Annotated in this window: 15 protein-coding genes; 1 reads left to right on the forward strand and 14 read right to left on the reverse strand. The window is 43.2% G+C overall.

All coding sequences use genetic code 11. From position 1 onward, the window contains the following. Positions 1-27: 27 nt before the first annotated feature. The 11 genes from FJR71_RS03225 to FJR71_RS03280 form a co-directional block, all read right to left on the reverse strand. Complete coding sequence (locus FJR71_RS03225) at positions 28-1,353, reverse strand: LCP family protein (protein ID WP_048789109.1); 1,326 nt, start codon at positions 1,351-1,353, stop codon at positions 28-30. Next, positions 1,350-2,204, reverse strand: a complete 855-nt coding sequence (pheA, locus tag FJR71_RS03230; RefSeq protein WP_140814082.1) for a prephenate dehydratase — start codon at positions 2,202-2,204, stop codon at positions 1,350-1,352. The genes FJR71_RS03225 and pheA overlap by 4 nt, the downstream gene beginning before the upstream one ends. Continuing rightward, the gene (locus FJR71_RS03235) at positions 2,195-2,680 is read right to left on the reverse strand and encodes a shikimate kinase (protein WP_048789111.1); all 486 of its coding nucleotides are present in this window, start codon (positions 2,678-2,680) and stop codon (positions 2,195-2,197) included. The genes pheA and FJR71_RS03235 overlap by 10 nt, the downstream gene beginning before the upstream one ends. Then, positions 2,673-3,956 (reverse strand): 3-phosphoshikimate 1-carboxyvinyltransferase, encoded by a 1,284-nt coding sequence (gene aroA / locus FJR71_RS03240; protein ID WP_140814083.1) that lies wholly within the window; start codon positions 3,954-3,956, stop codon positions 2,673-2,675. Before aroA ends, FJR71_RS03235 begins: the two co-directional genes overlap by 8 nt. A gap of 274 nt (positions 3,957-4,230) precedes the next feature. Next, the gene (locus FJR71_RS03250; protein WP_061564079.1) at positions 4,231-4,569 is read right to left on the reverse strand and encodes a YlbF/YmcA family competence regulator; all 339 of its coding nucleotides are present in this window, start codon (positions 4,567-4,569) and stop codon (positions 4,231-4,233) included. A 99-nt stretch (positions 4,570-4,668) separates the two neighbouring features. Further along, the gene (locus FJR71_RS03255) at positions 4,669-5,775 is read right to left on the reverse strand and encodes a prephenate dehydrogenase (protein WP_140814084.1); all 1,107 of its coding nucleotides are present in this window, start codon (positions 5,773-5,775) and stop codon (positions 4,669-4,671) included. Between the two features lie 12 nt (positions 5,776-5,787). After that, on the reverse strand, positions 5,788-6,954 hold the full coding sequence (gene aroC / locus FJR71_RS03260; RefSeq protein ID WP_048688143.1) for a chorismate synthase: 1,167 nt from the start codon (positions 6,952-6,954) through the stop codon (positions 5,788-5,790). Between the two features lie 20 nt (positions 6,955-6,974). Continuing rightward, a complete protein-coding gene (gene aroB / locus FJR71_RS03265) occupies positions 6,975-8,039 on the reverse strand; it encodes a 3-dehydroquinate synthase (protein ID WP_048688136.1) in 1,065 nt (354 codons plus the stop codon). A 101-nt stretch (positions 8,040-8,140) separates the two neighbouring features. Further along, positions 8,141-9,016 carry a shikimate dehydrogenase gene (gene aroE / locus FJR71_RS03270; RefSeq protein WP_140814085.1) on the reverse strand — a complete coding sequence of 292 codons (876 nt, stop codon included), beginning with the start codon at positions 9,014-9,016 and terminating at the stop codon, positions 8,141-8,143. After that, on the reverse strand, positions 9,006-9,683 hold the full coding sequence (aroD, locus tag FJR71_RS03275; protein WP_140814086.1) for a type I 3-dehydroquinate dehydratase: 678 nt from the start codon (positions 9,681-9,683) through the stop codon (positions 9,006-9,008). Before aroD ends, aroE begins: the two co-directional genes overlap by 11 nt. After that, positions 9,680-10,843: a class I SAM-dependent rRNA methyltransferase gene (locus FJR71_RS03280; RefSeq protein WP_140814087.1), complete on the reverse strand. Its 1,164-nt coding sequence runs from the start codon at positions 10,841-10,843 to the stop codon at positions 9,680-9,682. Before FJR71_RS03280 ends, aroD begins: the two co-directional genes overlap by 4 nt. A gap of 242 nt (positions 10,844-11,085) precedes the next feature. Between FJR71_RS03280 and FJR71_RS03285 the strand changes: the two genes are divergently transcribed. Beyond that, positions 11,086-13,275 (forward strand): LTA synthase family protein, encoded by a 2,190-nt coding sequence (locus FJR71_RS03285; protein WP_140814088.1) that lies wholly within the window; start codon positions 11,086-11,088, stop codon positions 13,273-13,275. 462 nt (positions 13,276-13,737) lie between these two features. Here the strand turns inward: FJR71_RS03285 and pulA are convergent, their stop codons facing one another. The 3 genes from pulA to ligA form a co-directional block, all read right to left on the reverse strand. Further along, entirely contained in the window at positions 13,738-16,035 is a 2,298-nt protein-coding gene (pulA, locus tag FJR71_RS03290) for a type I pullulanase (protein WP_140814089.1), read from the reverse strand. Between the two features lie 68 nt (positions 16,036-16,103). Beyond that, complete coding sequence (locus tag FJR71_RS03295) at positions 16,104-17,072, reverse strand: diacylglycerol kinase family lipid kinase (protein WP_140814090.1); 969 nt, start codon at positions 17,070-17,072, stop codon at positions 16,104-16,106. An 8-nt stretch (positions 17,073-17,080) separates the two neighbouring features. Further along, positions 17,081-19,039: an NAD-dependent DNA ligase LigA gene (gene ligA / locus FJR71_RS03300; protein WP_140814091.1), complete on the reverse strand. Its 1,959-nt coding sequence runs from the start codon at positions 19,037-19,039 to the stop codon at positions 17,081-17,083. Positions 19,040-19,120: the final 81 nt, after the last annotated feature.

Genomic DNA, 19,120 nt, shown 5'->3' on the forward strand with positions numbered 1-19,120 from the left:
TTTCAAAACTCCTATCCCTTAATTATATCATCTTAAGCCCATTTGGGACAATTTCTTTTTATAAGCATCGAAATCGACCAGCAAGCCTTGACCACCATACATATCGTAGGCATCGACCCAATCCCCATTTTCTGGAATGGTGATGCGTTCAATCCCCTTGCTGGCACTTCCGACTAAGCCAATCCCGTTGGTCAATAGGAAGGAGAAGGGTACATTGGTAGAGGTCATAGCGAAGACCTTTCCTAGTGCTTCAGATCCAGTAAAGAGCTTGGTTGGATCCTTGATTTGGTGCACAATGGCAGACATGACTTCTTGTTGGCGTCTTGTCCGTCCAAAGTCGCCCTCATCATCTTTACGGAAACGAGCATAGTTGAGGAGGGTCCGGCCATCCATCCGTTGTTTTCCGACCTTAATGGTCTGATTCGGAACGACCCCATCCTTCATATTCAAGTCATCAGGGACTTCAACCTCAGAGACGGTTTCACCATCAATAGTAGAGAACTGAGCATTCATCTCCACCCCATTCGGGAAAAGGGTATCAATCGCTGTCGCAAAGGTTTGGAAATCGACCATGGCATAGTATTGGATATCAATATCAAAGTTATCTTTAAGCATTTGACGGACCAACTCTGCCCCTTGGTTGTTATTCTGCTCTCCAATGGTGAAGGCCGTATTCAACTTCTGGTCATAATAATCTTGATATTCTGGATCCGTTTGTTGGCTTACGCCATCGATATGTACCAAAGTATCTCGCATAAAGCTAACCATTTTCACCTTGCCGTCCTTGTTGTTGACATTGACCACCATGATGGAGTCTGTTCGCGTCTCAGACGAGCTTTCCCCGATTCGACCATCTGTTCCCAAGATCAGGATATTGACTCCGTCTTTGGTCTTCTGGCCGTTAAAATACTCTTTAACAGCTGGTTGGGCATTGGTACCACCAGGTTTGCTATTCAAGCCTTTGAGAAACATAAAGACCATCCCACCAAGGACCAACAAGAAGAAGATAGCTATCCATTTTAAAATACGTTTGAAGCGAATTTTGCTTCCTTTCTTCCGTTTGGGAAGGGGTGCTACTTCCTCTCGGTTCTTTTTATTGGTTTTGGATTTGTCCTTCCGGCTACGTGATGGATAGACTGGTAATTCGTCATAATTGTCTTCCCCTCTACTTGAAGGAGCAACAAACTCCTCTGCTCTTGCTGAAACGGTGTTTTCTTGGAAATGTCCCTCTGATTTATTTTTTAGGTACTTATATTCCAACCGCTCCTTTTCATTCAGGTAATGGTAGTTGGAATAAAGATAATCCAATCTTTTTTGTTCATGATAGGACAAGTTTTCTGATACTCTACTCATACGTTCTCCGTTTCATTGTCATTTAGCTCATAGACCCAATAGTGGCCTAAGGTTTTGATAGATACCCCCAGGGACTCCAGTTCTTGATAAGCGGATGCAAACAGTGATTCGTCAGCATCCACCACATCGATGATAAAAAAATACTCCCCTAGGGCCGTTTTTAAAGGACGACTTTCAATTTTTGTTAAATTTAATTCTCTTGAAGCAAATGTAGATAGTGCCTGGCATAAGGAGCCCGCAATATTACTTGGTAAGGTAATCGCCAAACTATCCTTACTAGCAGCTTTCTTCAGCGAGCGACTGCCTTCAAAAGGTCGCTGACCAAGAATCCAAAAGCGGGTGAAATTTTGATCCATTTCCTGAATATTACTAGCTACCACTTCCAAACCATATTCATCCTTGGCCTCCAAAGGCGCAATGGCTGCAATAGGAAGTTCCGGATGTTGAGAGACATATCGAGCCGCATAGGAAGTCGAAGTTGTCATCTCTAATCTGGCTTGAGGGAAATGCTCCTGTACATAGGCTTTCCCTTGGGCTAATGCTTGAGGATGCGAATAGATCACTTCAATGGCTTGATACTGCTTAACTGCTAAGAGTTGTTGCTTAATAGGATAGACCACTTCTGCAATAGCCTGGAAACGAGCCTGGTGAAAGAGGTAGTCAATCGTCTCATGGACACTACCTTCGATAGAGTTCTCAACAGGGATAACCGCATAATCTACTTGGTCGGACTCATAAGCTTTGATCACTTCTGTGATAGACCCGTAAGGGCATAAGGTAGCCTCTTCAAAACTTTCAAGGGCTACATGGTGGGTAAAGGATCCCTTAGGACCGAGATAAGCTACAAGCATCGGATGATCTCCACAATTTCTTCTGGTGTCTTATCAGCAACATCAATCACATGTGTGGCTACTTCTTCATAAAGGGGCAGGCGTTGCTCATACAAGGCACGAAACTCTTCTGGTTTTTTATTAAGAAAGAGGGGGCGCTTAGTTGCAGGATCCGCAGCCAGTCTTTGATAAAGCCGCTCAAAATCAATCCGTAAATAAATATTACAAGGATTCTTCTTGAGAAGCTTGCGATTTTCTGGTTTCAGGACGATGCCTCCACCAGTTGAAATAACCGAGCTCTCTTGATTGAGTAACTCATGCAACAAAAGCGACTCTTGCTGGCGAAAACTGTCTTCTCCATAGCGAGCAAAATAGTCAGAAATCGGCATTTCTAAGCTTTGGACCAAGAGTGCATCCATATCTGCAAAAGCTGGATCCAATAAAGAGCCAATGGTCGTTTTCCCTGCTCCCATAAAGCCGAGTAGTACTTTAGGCATGAGACACCTTTTCTAAATCTGCAAAGAAGGTAGGATAGCTGGTATTAATAGCTTCAGCACGCGTAAGTTCCACTTCACCTTCTCTTACAAGCAGGGCTGCAATAGCTCCCAACATGCCGATCCGGTGGTCACCAAAGGTTTGCAGGCTAGCACCATGTAAGGGCGTTTTCCCCTCAATAATCATCCCGTCCTCTGTTGGGGTGATGTTAGCCCCCATGGCATTTAGACTCTCTGCCACTACTTGGATGCGATCTGTTTCCTTGACTTTCAATTCTTCAGCATCTTTGATAATGGTTTGGCTAGAAGCCTGGGTAGCCAAAAGGGCAATGATTGGAAGCTCATCAATCAAGCGAGGAATCAAATCACCCGAAATTTCTGTTCCATGGAGGTCGGAAGTCTCTACGACAAGCGTCGCAGCCTTAGCAAGGGGATCAACATCCAATATTTGAAGCTTGCCACCCATTTTTTCAATAACCTCTAGGATACCTGTACGAGTCTCATTGATCCCGACATTCTCTAGACGAATCTGACTATTAGGGACAATCAAACCAGCTACCAACCAAAAGGCTGCACTGGAAATATCACCTGGTACCGTCACCTCACAGGCTTGGAAGCTTTGAGGCCCACGTAGGCGAATTTCTTTGCCCTTCACGCTGATATGGCCACCGAACTGCTGGATCATATCTTCGGTGTGATTCCGCGTTAGCTCCTTCTCCAAAATAACCGACTCCCCTTCTGCTTGCATGGCAGCAAATAGAAGAGCTGACTTGACCTGAGCAGAGGCTACCGGTAATGAATAGTGGATTGGTTGTAAGTCTTTTGTTCCATGAAGGCGAAGGGGCAACATGTCTCGATCTGTTTGACCCTGGACAGTGACTCCCATCTCTCGAAGGGGGATCGCCACTCGATCCATTGGTCGTTTGGACAAGCTGTCATCTCCAACCATGGTGACTGGAAAAGGACTTCCTGCTAAGACACCCGCTATCAATCGAGTGGAGGTGCCTGAGTTCCCCATATCCAGATTATTCTTAGGTTGTTGAAAAGCTTCGAAGCCTTTTCCCTCGATGGTGATCACTTGACCATCATCTTGGATAGAGACGCCTAGGTCTCTAAATACTTGAATAGTGGATAAGACATCTTCACCACGTAGGATATCATAGACCTTAGTGGTTCCATGCGCAAGGCTACCAAAGATAATCGAACGATGACTGATCGATTTATCACCTGGAACACGAATGATTCCATTTAAACCCTTACAATTCGTTTGTAATTTCATGGCTTACCCCTTCAAGCTTTTCTAAAAATTCTACCATAAAAAACAGCCATTTTCAACGTTCACTTGGAAGGACCCGCAAGAGGGGAGAGAAAAGAGGCTGGGACAAAAGTCCTAGCCTCTCAATTGTCTTTGGATTGTCGAGCAAGACGCAGTGGTTGAGTGGGCTCTACTACGCTGATTTTATCAGCTTATACAGCTCTACTCAACTGTGCGGAGGTGGGACGACGAAATCGAATTCTAACGAATTAACGATTTCTGTCCCACTCTCTCTCCCTTATTTAAATAAATCTTGAACTGGATCAAAAATAATCCGTTCGATATCTCCTAGATAAACAGATAGTTGCTGTTGTTTGGTGAAAAACTCGTTTACAATTGGGTTTCCTTGTAACTTCCCAGCAAAGTCCTGCATTTTCTTTTGTTGGTCTTCAGTTGGCATTTGTCCAGACTGGATGACTCCATGAATTTCTTGTTGGAAAGCCAGGTAGTCTCCGAATAACGCTTTTGCATCGGCATCGGCATCAATGGCTTCCTTACTAGCAAGAACAGCCTTGTATTCTGGTAAGTCACGAATTCCGCGTGACAACTCATTGGCTAGATCATAAATATTTGACATGTGATTTCTCCTTAACAATTTGGTTTTGTTCTATTATACAAAGATTCTGGTAGATCTTGTGGTAGAAACTGCTATTTTTGTAAAAATCCTACTTGGGACCTATTTGATCACCACACTATAATCCGTTTGCTCGGTGATCAAGGCTTCAGCCCGCGCTTGATCTGCAGCCGTCTTAAAGGAAATCTGAAGAATTCCGTAGACATCTTCCCGGTTTTCCTCATTGATATGAATATTGACCAAGGAGGTACCACGAAGCAATTCGAGGATCCGAAGGATGACATCTTCTTCGTCTGGAACATCCACAAAAATATCGAAGGTGCTTTCCACCCCTCCTCTTTTATGGATCTGCATATGTTGCCGTTGCTCTCGACTATGGTCAAAGAAGGCCCAAATGGCATCTTCTTGTCCTTGGCGAATCATATCAGCAACTTGCTCAAGACGATCCTTAAAATCCGCTATCCGATCAAGAACCGAAGCTGGATTAGATAGCAGAATGGAGGTCCACATACTGGGCTCACTCTCCGCAATCCGCGTCATATCACGAAATCCTCCTGCAGCAAAGCGACCTGCTAGGCTGTGCTCCTCTGTATAAGCAGCTGCTTGTCCCATCAGGGTAGCTGCCAATACGTGAGGAAAGTGGCTGATTTGAGAAGTGACCCGATCGTGTTCTATTGGATCTACCTCGATGAAACGGGCTTTAAGCCCTGAGAGGAGATCCTTCAATTCCAAGACCGCACTTGGGTCTGTCGTAGCTGTTGGGGTAAAAATATAGTAGGCATTTTCAAAGAGCGTGGAGTCAGCTGAGGCAGCTCCTGTCTTGTGACTTCCCGCCATGGGATGCCCGCCGACAAAACGGACTGGCAGATGATTAAAAACTTCTTGACCAGCTTCTACAATGGCCCCCTTGGTAGAGCCCACATCTGTCACAATGACTCCTTCTTTCAGTGGCATTCTCGCCAGTTGCTGAAAGGTTTGAATGGTTTGCTTGACAGGTAATGAGACGATAATGACATCAGCTCGACTAGCAAATGCTTCAAGATCAGCCGTCACCTCATCCACTATGCCATTCTTAAGTGCAATATCCCGTGAGGCCTGACTGCGATTATAGCCTAGTAAAGTCACTTGCGGATGAGCTTTCCGGATCCCCATGGCTAACGAAGCACCAATCAGTCCTAGACCGACGATATAAACAACCTTTTCTTCCATCTATTTCTCCAGTTAGAAAGCTTTGGTATAGGCCCGATGACTCTCGACAGCCTCCTTCAATTCTTCCAGATTATCAGAAGAGAACTTGTCCAAGACTTCTGTGGCTAAAACCGTTGCCACCACAGCTTCCATGACAACCCCTGCAGCCGGAAGTGCTGTTGGATCACTCCGCTCCACCGTTGCCTTATACGGTTCGTGCGTTTCAGTATCGACACTCATGAGGGGTTTATAAAGGGTTGGGATTGGTTTCATAACACCACGAACGATAATCGGCTCTCCATTGGTCATACCGCCTTCAAATCCACCCAAATGATTGGTTCGACGAGTATACCCATCTTGCTCAGACCAGAGAATTTCGTCCATGACTTGACTGCCTTTTCGACGGCCTGCTTCAAAGCCTAGCCCGAACTCTACACCTTTAAAAGCATTGATAGAGACAACCCCTTGAGCGATCTTAGCATCCAATTTCTTGTCCCATTGGACAAAAGATCCCAGACCGACAGGCACACCACCTACAATCGTTTCGACGATCCCTCCGATGGTTTCCCCTTCTTTCTTCACACTATCGATATAGGCCTTGATTTCCTCTTCTCGCTCTCGATTGACGATGGAAACTTCTGACTGAGCAACCGCTTCCTTGATTTGGGAAACTGTTAGATTTTCCGGAACCTCTACTTCGATGCCACCGAAATTGACGATGTGGCTGGCTACTTGAACCCCAATCTCTTCCAATAAACGTTTGGCTACTGCACCTACTGCTACCCGCATGGTTGTTTCCCGAGCCGATGACCGTTCCAAAGAATTTCGCAAGTCATCGAAACGGTACTTGATGCCACCGACCAAATCGGCGTGGCCTGGACGAGGCTTGGTAATTTTCCGGAGCCCCTTCTTCTTTTCCTCCACATCACTAACAGACATGATTTCTAGCCATTTTTGATGGTCTAGATTGGTGACATTCAAGGTGATAGGACCTCCCATGGTCAAGCCATGGCGAACACCAGAGGTGATCTCGACCTGATCGCTTTCAATCTTCATCCGTGCTCCACGACCGTAGCCTCCTTGGCGGCGTTTTAATTCGACGTTGATATAATCAGCTGTCAAAGGGAGACCTGCTGGCACTCCTTCGATAATAGCTGTAAGTCGTGGTCCGTGTGATTCTCCTGCTGTTAAATAACGCATGGTATCTCCTTTGTCGCTTTCTAGTTTAAGAAGTCTCTCATTTCTTCCAATGGGACTGGATGGATCTGACAAGTTCCAATTTCAGGTACCAAAACGAGTTTCAATTGATTGCCCCTCGCCTTCTTGTCCAAGGTTAAGGCCTGATAAAGCTTTTCCTTATCCCAAGTATGGAATTCTACTGGTAAGCCAAATTTTTGACACATTTGACGAATAGCCTGCGTTAAACCGGCTTGGACCAATCCCTTAGCTTCTGCCACCTTAGTGATTTGCACCATTCCAATCGCTACGGCTTCTCCGTGCATAATCTGGCCATAACCGGCTGTTGCTTCAATCGCATGGCCAAGGGTATGACCAAAATTCAGATATAGGCGAATGCCTTGGTCTAGCTCATCTTCGACGACCATCTTGCGCTTGACTTGACAGGAATGGGCAATCAGGGATTCTGCATGCTCATAAATAGACTCAACGGAGCCATCCATTTGATCCAGCTCTTCCCATAAGACTTGATCTTCTATGAGACCGTACTTGATAACTTCTCCCATGCCCTCGATCAACTCGCGCTTGCCAAGAGTCCGCAGCACTTCAGGATCAATCAATACCCCATCCGGTTGGGCAAATGTTCCTACCATGTTTTTAGCATAGAGTGTATTGACTCCGGTCTTACCTCCGATAGAGGAGTCAACCTGCGCTGTCAAACTAGTCGGTACTTGAACGAAATGAATGCCCCTCATATAGGTGGAAGCTACAAAGCCAGCTAGATCACCGACAACGCCACCACCAAGAGCGAGAATGCCGTCTGATCGTGTCATCCCATTTTTCGCTAAAAATTCATAGACTTTCTGGACGGTCGTCAGATTTTTACTAGCTTCTCCTTCTAGGAACTCATAGCTAATCACTGTAAATCCTTCACTTTCAAGGTTTTTTACCACCTGACTTGCATAAAGAGATCCTACATGGTTGTCTGTAATGACTGCTACTTTTTGAGCTTCCCATAAATGACTGAGCCAGGTTCCAACCTTTTGGATCGCTCCATTCTCAATGACAATCTCATAACCATTCTTTGGTAGATCAACATTCACCTTCATAAGGATCTCCTTTCAAATCCATGTGAAAAAAATTACAATTTCACTATTGTATAAAAATAGAAAACAGAGCATACTTGATTAAGTTTTTCTGTTTTCTTCCATCATTTTTCTAATACATAATCTGGGTATTCCAATTTCAAAGCTTGCCAGACTTCCTCTTCCGGGAAAGTTTTATCCGTCATCAGTTCGAAGGCAACGGCAGCTTGATGGAAGAGCATTCCCAAGCCATTTAAGGTTTTTGCCCCTTGTTCTTCTGCTAATTGAAGAAATGGTGTCTTGACAGGAAAATAAGCTAAATCAGCCACTAGACAACCTTTAGGAAAGATAAAGTCTTTCGGAATAGGGAGAGAAAACCCGTCCATTCCAAGTCCTGTAGCATTGATCAATAAATCCGTCCCCTCTATCGTTGCATTCAACTGATCCCAACTGGATAAGTCATGAAGGACAATTAAAACAGCAAGAGTTTCGGATAGTGGAGCAAAGATAGCCTGATATTTATCTAAGCTTTCTGGACGAACAAATAAATGAATCTCGCCAACTCCTTGCCGAATAGCCTCTACAACAATAGCAGTCGCAGCCCCACCCGCTCCTAAAAGGACGAGTTTCTTATTTTTTATCGAAAAAGTTTTAGGGAGACTCTTCAGAAAACCAAGTCCGTCTGTGTTGTAGCCTGTTAAACGACCATCTTTCTGAACAATTGTATTGACCGAACCAATAAGTTGTGCGCTTCCATCTACCTGATCTAAAAATGGCAAGACCTTTTTCTTATAGGGCATGGAAATATTGGCGCCCAACATATCCAGTACTTTTAAATGTTGAAGACTTTGTGCAACTTCATCTTCTTCCACTTCCCAAGCAAGATAGACCGCATTGGTAGCGGTTAGTTGGTAAGCATGATTGTGAATAAAGGGAGAGATACTATGACGAATGGGCTTGGCAATCACGGCCGCCATTCGCGTATAGCCATCAATCTTCATCTAAGATCTCCCGAATCTTGTGCATGCTGGACAAGCTGATTTGACCTGGTGCACTTTGCTCTCCAACGCTAGCATAGGACCAAACAGAACCGGTTAAATCGGCAGCAATGCGAGAAATTCGGCCAATTTTCCCCATAGAAATGGTAACGAATTCTTGTTCTGGATTTAGGGTTTTAAAACCACGTGTATAGTTCATCAAGTCGAGAACATCCTGCTCGGTATGAGCCATCACAGAGACCTTAACCAATTTCGGTGTAAAGCTGGTTAACTCTGACATAATCTCCATCATATTTTCAGGGGTTTCCTGGAAATTATGGTAGCTTAAGACAAGATTGGAATAATCCATCATCTGATTGAACTCGTCCTGGTGACCAAAGTACTCAAAATCGACATAATCCGGATGATAGATGTTGTTGATATCATGGATAATCGCTACGTACTCTTCACCAGAAAGGTCAATTTCTCCTCCCTGTTCCCGTGTCCGCAGGGTAAATAAAATCTCACGACCGGCAAATTTTTCAAAGATGGCAGGCGCAACTTGTAAGATATCATTCTTATCCAAATAATCCGCACGCCATTCAATGACATCTGCATCCTGATAACGACTGGCATCAATGGCCTGTGCTTCTTCAAAATTTCTTGGCATTACAGAAACGACTAATTTCATTGATCCACCTTAATCGTAAAAACTTTCAAGTAATTACTACTTTCTTCCCTTTCATTGTATTGAAAATCAGCTGGAAGTCCTACTTCACTGATAAAGCGATGCTTTTGGCCTTTGAAGCCCTTTTCAATTTCTTTCTTAAATTTATCCCGACTGACATTGGCAGCATTCGTACTTGCAATCAAAATACCTTTTGGTTTCAAGATCTCTAGGGACTGCTCGATTAGTTTGTGATAATCCTTCGCAACAGAGAAGGTACGCTTCTTATTGCGAGCAAAACTCGGCGGATCTAAAACGATCACATCATAAGTCAAGGCATGACGCTTGGCATACTTATAATAATCAAAAACATCCATGACGATAAAGCGGTGCTGGTCCAATGCTAGACCATTTGCCACAAAATGAGCTTCAGATAGTTCGCGACTCCGCTTAGCCAAATCAACAGAGGTTGTTTCTACTGCTCCGCCCATGGCCGCTGCTACCGAAAAAGCCGCCGTGTAGGAAAACATATTGAGTAAGGATTTACCTGCAGCTAAGCCATCTACTAAACTAGCACGCACATCGTGTTGGTCCAAGAAAATCCCTGTCATCAAGCCATCATTCAGAAAGACTTGGTAGCGAACACCATTTTCCAAAATCAAAAACTGCTCTGGAGCTTCTTGACCAAAAAGATGGGCTGACTCATAACCTGGATCCTTGAAACGGATTTTTTCATATCCTCCCAAGACCTCTGGAAAAACTTCTTGAAAAGCCGTAACAAGAAGCTCTCTGATTTGATAAACAAAGGCATTGTAGATAGAAAAAACAGCATAATCTCCATAGAGATCAATGGTCAAGCCACCAAATCCGTCGCCTTCTTGATTAAAAATTCTAAAAGCTGTATCCAATTCCGAATGATAGTAAGACTGACGTTTTGACTTAGCCTCAGCAAATAAGTAACTAAAGTAAGCCTGATCCAAGATGATTTTCTTCGTAGAAATGACCCAACCAAGCCCCTTGTTTTGCTCTGAAAGATAGCCTGTCCCTAGAAAATGACCTGAAGCTGTGACCAGCTCGACTACCTCATTGTCAAAAGGGAGTTGTTCAAAATCACTCTTCTCTAAAATCTTATAACCTTTATGGATTTTTTTCTCAACTTGTCGGTTAATTGTCAGCTTTTTCATACTTCTATTGTATCAAAATTTTCAAAAATTCACAAAGTCTCCTACTTAAGAATCCTATTATCAAGGAAGTATTCACCATCTTTTTAAACAATCTCACTTCTTTTGTTTAGCTAATGATTACCAATATCAACCATACTCTTTTTTAACATTATTATTTACTTGCTTTATTTTCAAAACGTTTTAAATTATGGTATACTGTTGTAAGAAAATTTTTAGGAAATAAGGCAAGGAAGTATATTTTTGTGAAAAAAATTACCAAAACGATACTCGATGCTATGAGTACCAGACTAGGATTTGTCTTTACCCTACTGTTGCTTTATTGGTTTAAAACCATGTGGGCCTATGCAGTAGACTTTAATCTAGATATTCAAGGCTTTTATCAGGTTTTTCTCGCAGTCATTAACCCGATTCCACTCAGCCTCTTATTCATCGGTCTCGCTTTTTATATTAAGAGAACCAAACTCTTTTATTTGCTATCTTTTAGCATCTATGTCATTTTATTTATCTGGTTGATTTCCAACTCGATTTATTATCGTGAGTTTACTGACTTCGTAACGGTTAATACCATGCTGGCCTCTAGTAAGGTTTCCGCTGGTCTTGGAGCTGCAGCCTTAGAATTATTCCGTCCCTGGGATATTATCTATATTTTAGACTTCCCGATTCTAGCTTTCCTCTTCTTAAAGAAATTGGTCAAACTAGATCACCGTCCCTTTAACAAACGGGCAAGTTTTGCAGTGACTTCGCTCTCTGCTATGCTCTTCTCTGCCAACCTTTTCTTGGCAGAGATTGACCGTCCGGAATTGTTAACGCGTGGCTTCTCAAATTATTATGTGGTCCGTGCGCTTGGCTTGCCAGCCTTCTTAGGTTACAGTGCCAACCAAACCTACATGGCCAACAAAGAACGCTCTAAAGCCTCTGAAGTAGACTTGAAGCCAGTTGAAGAGTACGTTGCTAGCCATTACGCTCAACCAAATCCGGAAACCTTTGGTCTAGCCAAGGGACGAAATGTCATCTATATCCACTTGGAAAGCTTCCAACAGTTCTTAATCGACTATAAATTGAAGGTCGATGACAAAGAATACGAAGTGACTCCTTTTATCAACTCACTTTACCATTCCAATGAAACCTTTGCATTTGCCAATGTCTTTAACCAAGTAAAAGCTGGAAAGACATCAGATGCAGAGACCATGATTGAGACTGGCTTGTTTGGTTTGAACCAAGGTTCCTTTATGGTGAACTATGGTGGGACCAATACTCAACAAGCAGCTCCTTTCATTCTTTCTAAGAACGGCTACCAATCTAGTGCTGTTTTCCACGGAAATGCAGGAAGCTTCTGGAACCGAAATACAGCCTATAAACAATGGGGCTACCATTACTTCTTTGATGCCTCCTACTTTACAAAGCAAGATGATACCAACTCCTTCCAATATGGACTCAACGACAAAATCATGTTGAAGGATTCTATCAAGTACTTGGAACACATGCAACAACCGTTTTATACCAAGTTCATTACAGTTTCCAATCATTATCCTTATACGACTAGTCTGATTGGTGATGAAATTGGCTTCCCTCTAGCTGAAACACAGGATGAAACAATTAATGGTTATTTCGCAACAGCCAATTATCTAGATTCATCCATTAAGGCCTTCTTCGATTATCTCAAAGCTTCTGGCTTATATGAGAACTCCATTATCGTTTTGTACGGTGACCACTATGGTATTTCAAACTCTCGGAATCCAGCTCTAGCTCCTTTACTGGATAAGAACTCGGAGACTTGGTCAAGTTATGACAATGCCATGTTGCAACGCGTGCCTTATATGGTGGTGATTCCAGGTATGGACAAGGGGAAAGTTATTGAAACATACGGTGGTGAGATTGATATGCTTCCAACATTGGAACACTTGTTAGGAATTGATTCGAAGAACTTCCTTCAAGTCGGACAAGACTTATTATCTCCAAATCATAGTCAAATCGTTGCTTTCCGTTCATCTAACTACTTTGTGACCCCTGAGTATACAAGTTACAGTGGCCGGACTTATTATACGAAGACTGGTGAAGAAATCACCAATCCTGACGAAACAACGAAAGAACAACTGGATAAAATCCGTGAGGCAGCGAATTTACAACTCAAGATTAGTGATAGTATTCAAACTGGAGACCTTTTACGGTTCTACACTGGTAACGATCTTGGAAAAGTCAACCCAGATGATTACTCCTACAATAACTCAATGAAAGCATTGAAGAAACTAGAAAAAGAAAAAGGGGATGCATCAACCAGTCTCTATAGCCAAAAAGGCAATCAGTCAACGGTTGATCTCTTTAAGGCACCTAGCTACAAGGAACTCCATCCTGAACAGTTCAGTTCTTCTTCTTCATCGAGTGAGAATTCTAGCTCCAGTAGTTCAAGTTCATCTTCATCAGAAAAAAAATGAGAGTGGGACAGAAATCGGTAATTCGTTAGAATTCGATTTCGTCGTCCTACCTCCGCACGGTTGAGTAGGGCTGTAAAAGCTGATGAAATCAGCGTAGTAGAGCCCACTCAACCACTGCGTCTTGCTCGACAATCCAAAGTCAATTGAGAGGCTAGGACTTTTGTCCTAGCCTCATTTTTGAATGTAGACAAACTATTTTTACTTAAGGTAGTTGGATTGTTTTCCAAAAATAATTTCTATTAATTTGGATTATTAAAGTAAATCTAAAACTTTCCTCTGTGAGAAAAGTGGGTGAAACACTATAGTTTCACCCACTCGGAATTATTGAGACCTTAGGCTCAATAATTAGTCTTGGAACTTCGAAGAAGTTCGCTGACGTCCGTACTCACCTAAGGAAAGTTTTAAAGAAGACTTTATCTTCAATTTGAAATAAGATTGGGATTTCCCAATCTTATTTTTTGTTTATTTCTTCCATTCAAAGACGGAAGCTGTTAAATTCTCAACATAGAATGGACGTTTATTTCGACTATTTCCAACAAGGAGCTCAAGATGATCTGCGTTCTGGAGATAGAATGGTAGTCCACTGGTGTTAAAAATGACATAGTAGTGTTTGTCCCAATTTAATTCAAAGACAACGACACCGCTGCCCATATCCGCTGTATGCACAAAGACATGTTGGTAAATTTCCTCATAAGACTCAAGTGACAAGGCAGGTAAGGTCTTTTTCAAATGAATGATTTGGCGAATATAGTCAATCGTATCCTTGTTGACAGATACCAGATTCCAATCGACTTGGTTGACGGCATCAGGCGCATTATAGGAATTCATAGCCCGTTCTCGGTCTTGAGGAGTCACTTCCCCATCTTCACCCGTTGCAACTAACTTGGTTCGTAGGAACTCTTGTCCAACCTGCATAAAGGCCATCCCTTGGAAGAGGAGATTCATGGCTGTCGCTACCTCTACCTGCTTCTTAATCTTTTCCTGAGAATCATCTGGATGAACATAAGAAAGTAAATCATAGAGGTTGTAGTTGTCATGGGCTTCTACATAGTTGAGGACCTGACTTGGAGTTAGGAAAGATCCTAACTCTGCACTTCCCAGAACAGACCTCGCAATGATGTCTTCTGTAGACTTGCGACTAACATAGCCCCGTTTGATAGAGCCGAAGACTTCAGCTCCCTTAATGGCATCTCGAGAGGTATCATTAAAGAAACCGACTTGGGCCATTTGATAAGCATTGTCCTTTTTAGCCTTATCTTCTGGAGCCAATCCTGTCCCCATATCCCAACCTTCTCCATAAAGGAGGATCCGTGGGTCAATCGCATCCATGGCTTGCCGGATTTCATTCATGGTATCCACATCATGGATTCCCATCAAGTCAAAGCGGAAACCGTCAATCTTATATTCCGTTACCCAATGGGTCAAGGAATCAATCATGAATTTGCGGTACATCTCATGCTCACTGGCTGTCTCATTCCCAACTCCTGTACCATTTTGGAAGGATCCATCTGGATTCATCCGATAATAATAATCAGGAACAGTTGTTTGAAAGGCACCATCTTCTGTTGAATAGATATGATTATAAACGACATCCATAACCACTGAGATTCCTGCTTCATGGTAGGCGTGAATCATTTCTTTTAATTCGCGCATGGTGGTCTTAGGATCGTGAGGTTTGGTCGAATACCAAGTCTCAGGTGCTGAATAATTCTGCACATCATAACCCCAATTGTAGAGGACATTCCCTTCTTCATCATAGGTCTTATAGCGGTCAGTCACTGGTTGCAGTTGGACTACATTGACCCCTAATTCCTTAATGTAGTCAAAGGCAGTGGCATCGCCTTGGGCGTTCTTCGTCCCAGTCTGGTAAGCTCCTCGGTAGGTTCCTCGATAGGCTTCAGCCACACCGGAAGTTGGAGAGATGGTCAAATCCCGAACATGCATTTCATAGACAACCGCCTGACAGGGATTATCTAAACGCCAGTCAGCTTTTTCATAAGCTTCTGTCTGAAAGGCAGGAAAGAGGCAATCCTGATGAGAAAGAATGGCAGATTTTTTCCCATTTTCACTCGTTGCAATCGTATAAGGATCACGCGCAATCTCTGTATGGTAATCAAAATAAACCTTATACTGATAGGCTAGTCCACTGAGATTTCCCATGACATCCGCATACCAGACACCACAGTTATTGCGAACATGGTCGCTAGATTCTCTCTGACCACGAACCATTGGGACAATCTTCCAGACCTTGCTGTCATTGGCGACAGAATCATAGATGAGGAGGTCTACTTTATTGGCAGTAGGTGCCCAAAGTTTAAAGCGGTAATCATCATCTTGCTGGCGATATCCCAACCAGCCCTGATAGCCCCATTTGGCATCAAATTCTTGATAGTGCGTCGCCATATCAAAAGCGTGTGGCTTCCGACGGCTATATTCATGACTCGTCATTGCAGCCTGCAAGGAATAATAGACTGTATCATCTCCTTTGATTAACCAGACTTCTCGCACATGCCCTTCAGGCAAAAGTTCAATATGGTATTCGTCTGACTGACTGATCCAGTTTCCTTCCTTGATGATGACATGGCCAAACCGTTGAGGCGTCTCACAGTCATAAACTAAGAGCCCCTCAACTCCAAAATAATCAAGCTTGGAGAAGGATACTTCCTCTCCCCAAACTCCTTCATGCCACTTCCACATATCACGGGCAAAATAATCGCCTACAGGATGATGGTAGTGGATTTTTACTTGATACTGATGCATCTTATTGTATTTCCTATTTCCTAACTAAGAAGAAGCTAACATTGCCCACTCTCAGCAATGATTCTCCATTATTCTTCTGATTTATATTCCGAATGGACCAAGGCATCGTCATTAATTTCATCGATGTTGGCAAAAAATTCTAAGTGATTGTGGAAGACTTCCAGTTCCACCGGTGTATCTCCACCGTATTCACCATCTAAATTTATCTTGAACTCTTCTTTCTTATCTAAAACTTCAATCTTCAATTTAGAGGTTTTGAGGTATTCAATATTTGAATCGTTGACATGTTTTCCACCATTGACGGCTTGCATAATCAAAGACAACATATCAAATAATTTAGCGGTTTTCACTAAGATTAAAGTAAAATTTCCATCATCAAGTTTCGCATCTGGTGCCACACTTTCAAAGCCACCGATCGAATTGGTCAAAGCCACGAACACAAGAGAAACTGGTCCAACATAGACCCCATTGTCGTGTTCAATCCGTACCTTGCGGGTTTTATTTTTAGGGAACTTCTTCACCGCTTCGGCCACATAAGCAAAGTAGCCATAACGCGACTTCACCTCGCTCGGCACACTAAAGGTCAATTCAGATAAGGTCCCTGCAGCAGCAATATTGATAAAATATTTACTTCCATAAGCACGGCCGATGTCCATTTGGATGGTTTGGTTCTTCTCAATGATCCTTGCAGCAGCTACCGGATCTCCCATTGGAATCTTCAAAGCACGCGCGTAATCATTGGTTGTTCCCGTAGGGATAAAAGCCATTTTTGGACGATGTTCGAGACTAGCAACGCCGTTCACTACTTCATTAATGGTCCCGTCTCCCCCCGCAGCAATGATCAAATCAAATCCTGCTTTAGCAGCCCGTTCTGCTTCTAATTGAGCTGATAAGGGCTCTGGAGTGGTCTGATAGGCACTTGTTTCGTAGCCGACATCCTCTAACACATCCAATACTTCTGCGATGTTCTTTTTAATGATTTCCTGACCAGAGGTCGGATTATAAATGACTCGTGCTTTTTTAATCTTATTTTCCATACATGCCTCTATAAACTCTCAAGCCAGGCTTCATCCTGTATTTCAATCGATAATTCCTGCGCTTTGCTTAATTTACTTCCCGCATCGCTACCTGCAACCAATAGGTCCGTTTTCTTGGACACGGAACCTGTGACTTTAGCCCCTAATGCTTCTAATTTAGCCTTGGCTTCCGAACGTGTCAGACGTTCCAGTTTTCCAGTTAAGACGACTGTTTTACCGGACAAAGGAGCATCTGCTGCAACCTTTTGTCCAAGGTAATCTAAGTTTACCCCAGCATCCTTAAGCTCTTCTAAAAGAAGTTGAGAGCCTTCCTGGGCAAAATAACGCTTAAGACTTTCAGCAACCACCAATCCTAAACTGTCTATCGCTGAAATCTTTTCAACCTCTGCCTCTGCTATAGCTGGAATGGAATGGAATTCCTGGAGCAAGAGCTGGCTAGCCTTACTTCCCACATGACGAATTCCCAGACCAAACAATAGTTTTTCAGCAGAATTCCCCTTTGATGTCTGGATAGCGTCTACTAATTTCTGGGCAGATTTTTCTTTAAAGCCATCCAATTGTAAGAGATCATCCACAGTCAGCCGGTAGATACCTGCCACATCCTGTACCAGTTCTTTGGCAAACAGTTTTTCAACCACTGCTGGTCCCAACCCTGTGATATTCATAGCATCCCGGCTGGCAAAATGGGCAAGCCCTTCTTTTATTTGAGCAGGACAACGGGGGTTGATACAACGCAAGGCCACTTCATCTTCAAAATGAAGGAGTTCACTCTGACAACTTGGACAGTGACTAGGTATCTCTAATCTCTCTTCTGATACGCGCTTATCCACGACAACCCGTAGGACAGCTGGAATAATATCCCCTGCTTTATAGACAATGACGGTATCGTCTTTGCGGATATCTTTCTCAGCAATGTAATCTACATTATGGAGGGTAGCTCGACTGACAGTCGTCCCTGCCAGCTGAACTGGCGTCAAATTAGCCGTTGGTGTCACCACACCAGTCCGACCGACTGTCCAATCAACTGACAAGAGTTTTGCTTCTTTCTCCTCAGCTGGGAATTTGTAAGCCACTGCCCATTTGGGAGCCTTGACGGTAAAACCAAGTTCTTCTTGAACAGCTAGATCATTTACTTTAATCACGACCCCGTCGATATCATAAGGAAGCTGGTCGCGCATGGCTGCTACTTCTTGAATATAGGTCCAAACTTGCTCGATACTAGTCGCTGTCTTGTAATGAGGATTGACAACAAAACCGAGTCCGTTTAATTTGGCTAAGACCTTCTCTTGGGTCGCTTGGTCAGTAGGACTAGCTTCCTGGTAGAGGAAGGTCGCGAGCTTGCGCTCCGCAACAATCTTCGTATCCAACTGTCTAAGAGTACCAGCTGCTGCATTCCGAGGATTCGCAAACTCTGCTTCTCCATTTTCTTGGCGAGACAGGTTAACTGCATCAAAAGATGCACGGGGCATATAACATTCTCCGCGTACTGTTAAAGTAAGAGGTTCTGGCAAGACTAGAGGAATATCGCGAACTCGCTTGAGGTTTTCTGTGATATTTTCTCCAATGTTCCCATCTCCACGTGTAGCACCCATTTCAAGAATTCCATCGACATAAGAAAGTGAAATAGACAGGCCGTCAATTTTTAACTCACATACATAGGTGACAGATGGATATTCCTTGCGAACCCGTTGGTCAAAGGCCAGCAATTCTTCATAGGAGAAGGCATCCTGCAAGCTGTAAAGCGGGTAGGTATGCTGATATTTTTCAAATCCTTTGAGAATGGTTCCTCCGACCCGATGGGTTGGACTATTGGGTTGAACCAATTCTGGATGGGCTTCTTCTAATTCTACAAGTTCTCGGTACAGACGATCATATTCTTGATCAGATACCGAGGGAGCATCTTTTGTATAATATTCTTCCGCATATTGGTTGAGTAGATTTACTAACTCTTTTATTCTGGTTTCCATACTTCTATTTTACCATAAAAACCCTATACTGTGGGCTTTCTGACTATTTCCTACAAGAAAAATATCATTTTTTTCTACCCG

Source organism: Streptococcus xiaochunlingii (genome assembly GCF_006385805.1).
Classification (GTDB): domain Bacteria; phylum Bacillota; class Bacilli; order Lactobacillales; family Streptococcaceae; genus Streptococcus; species Streptococcus xiaochunlingii.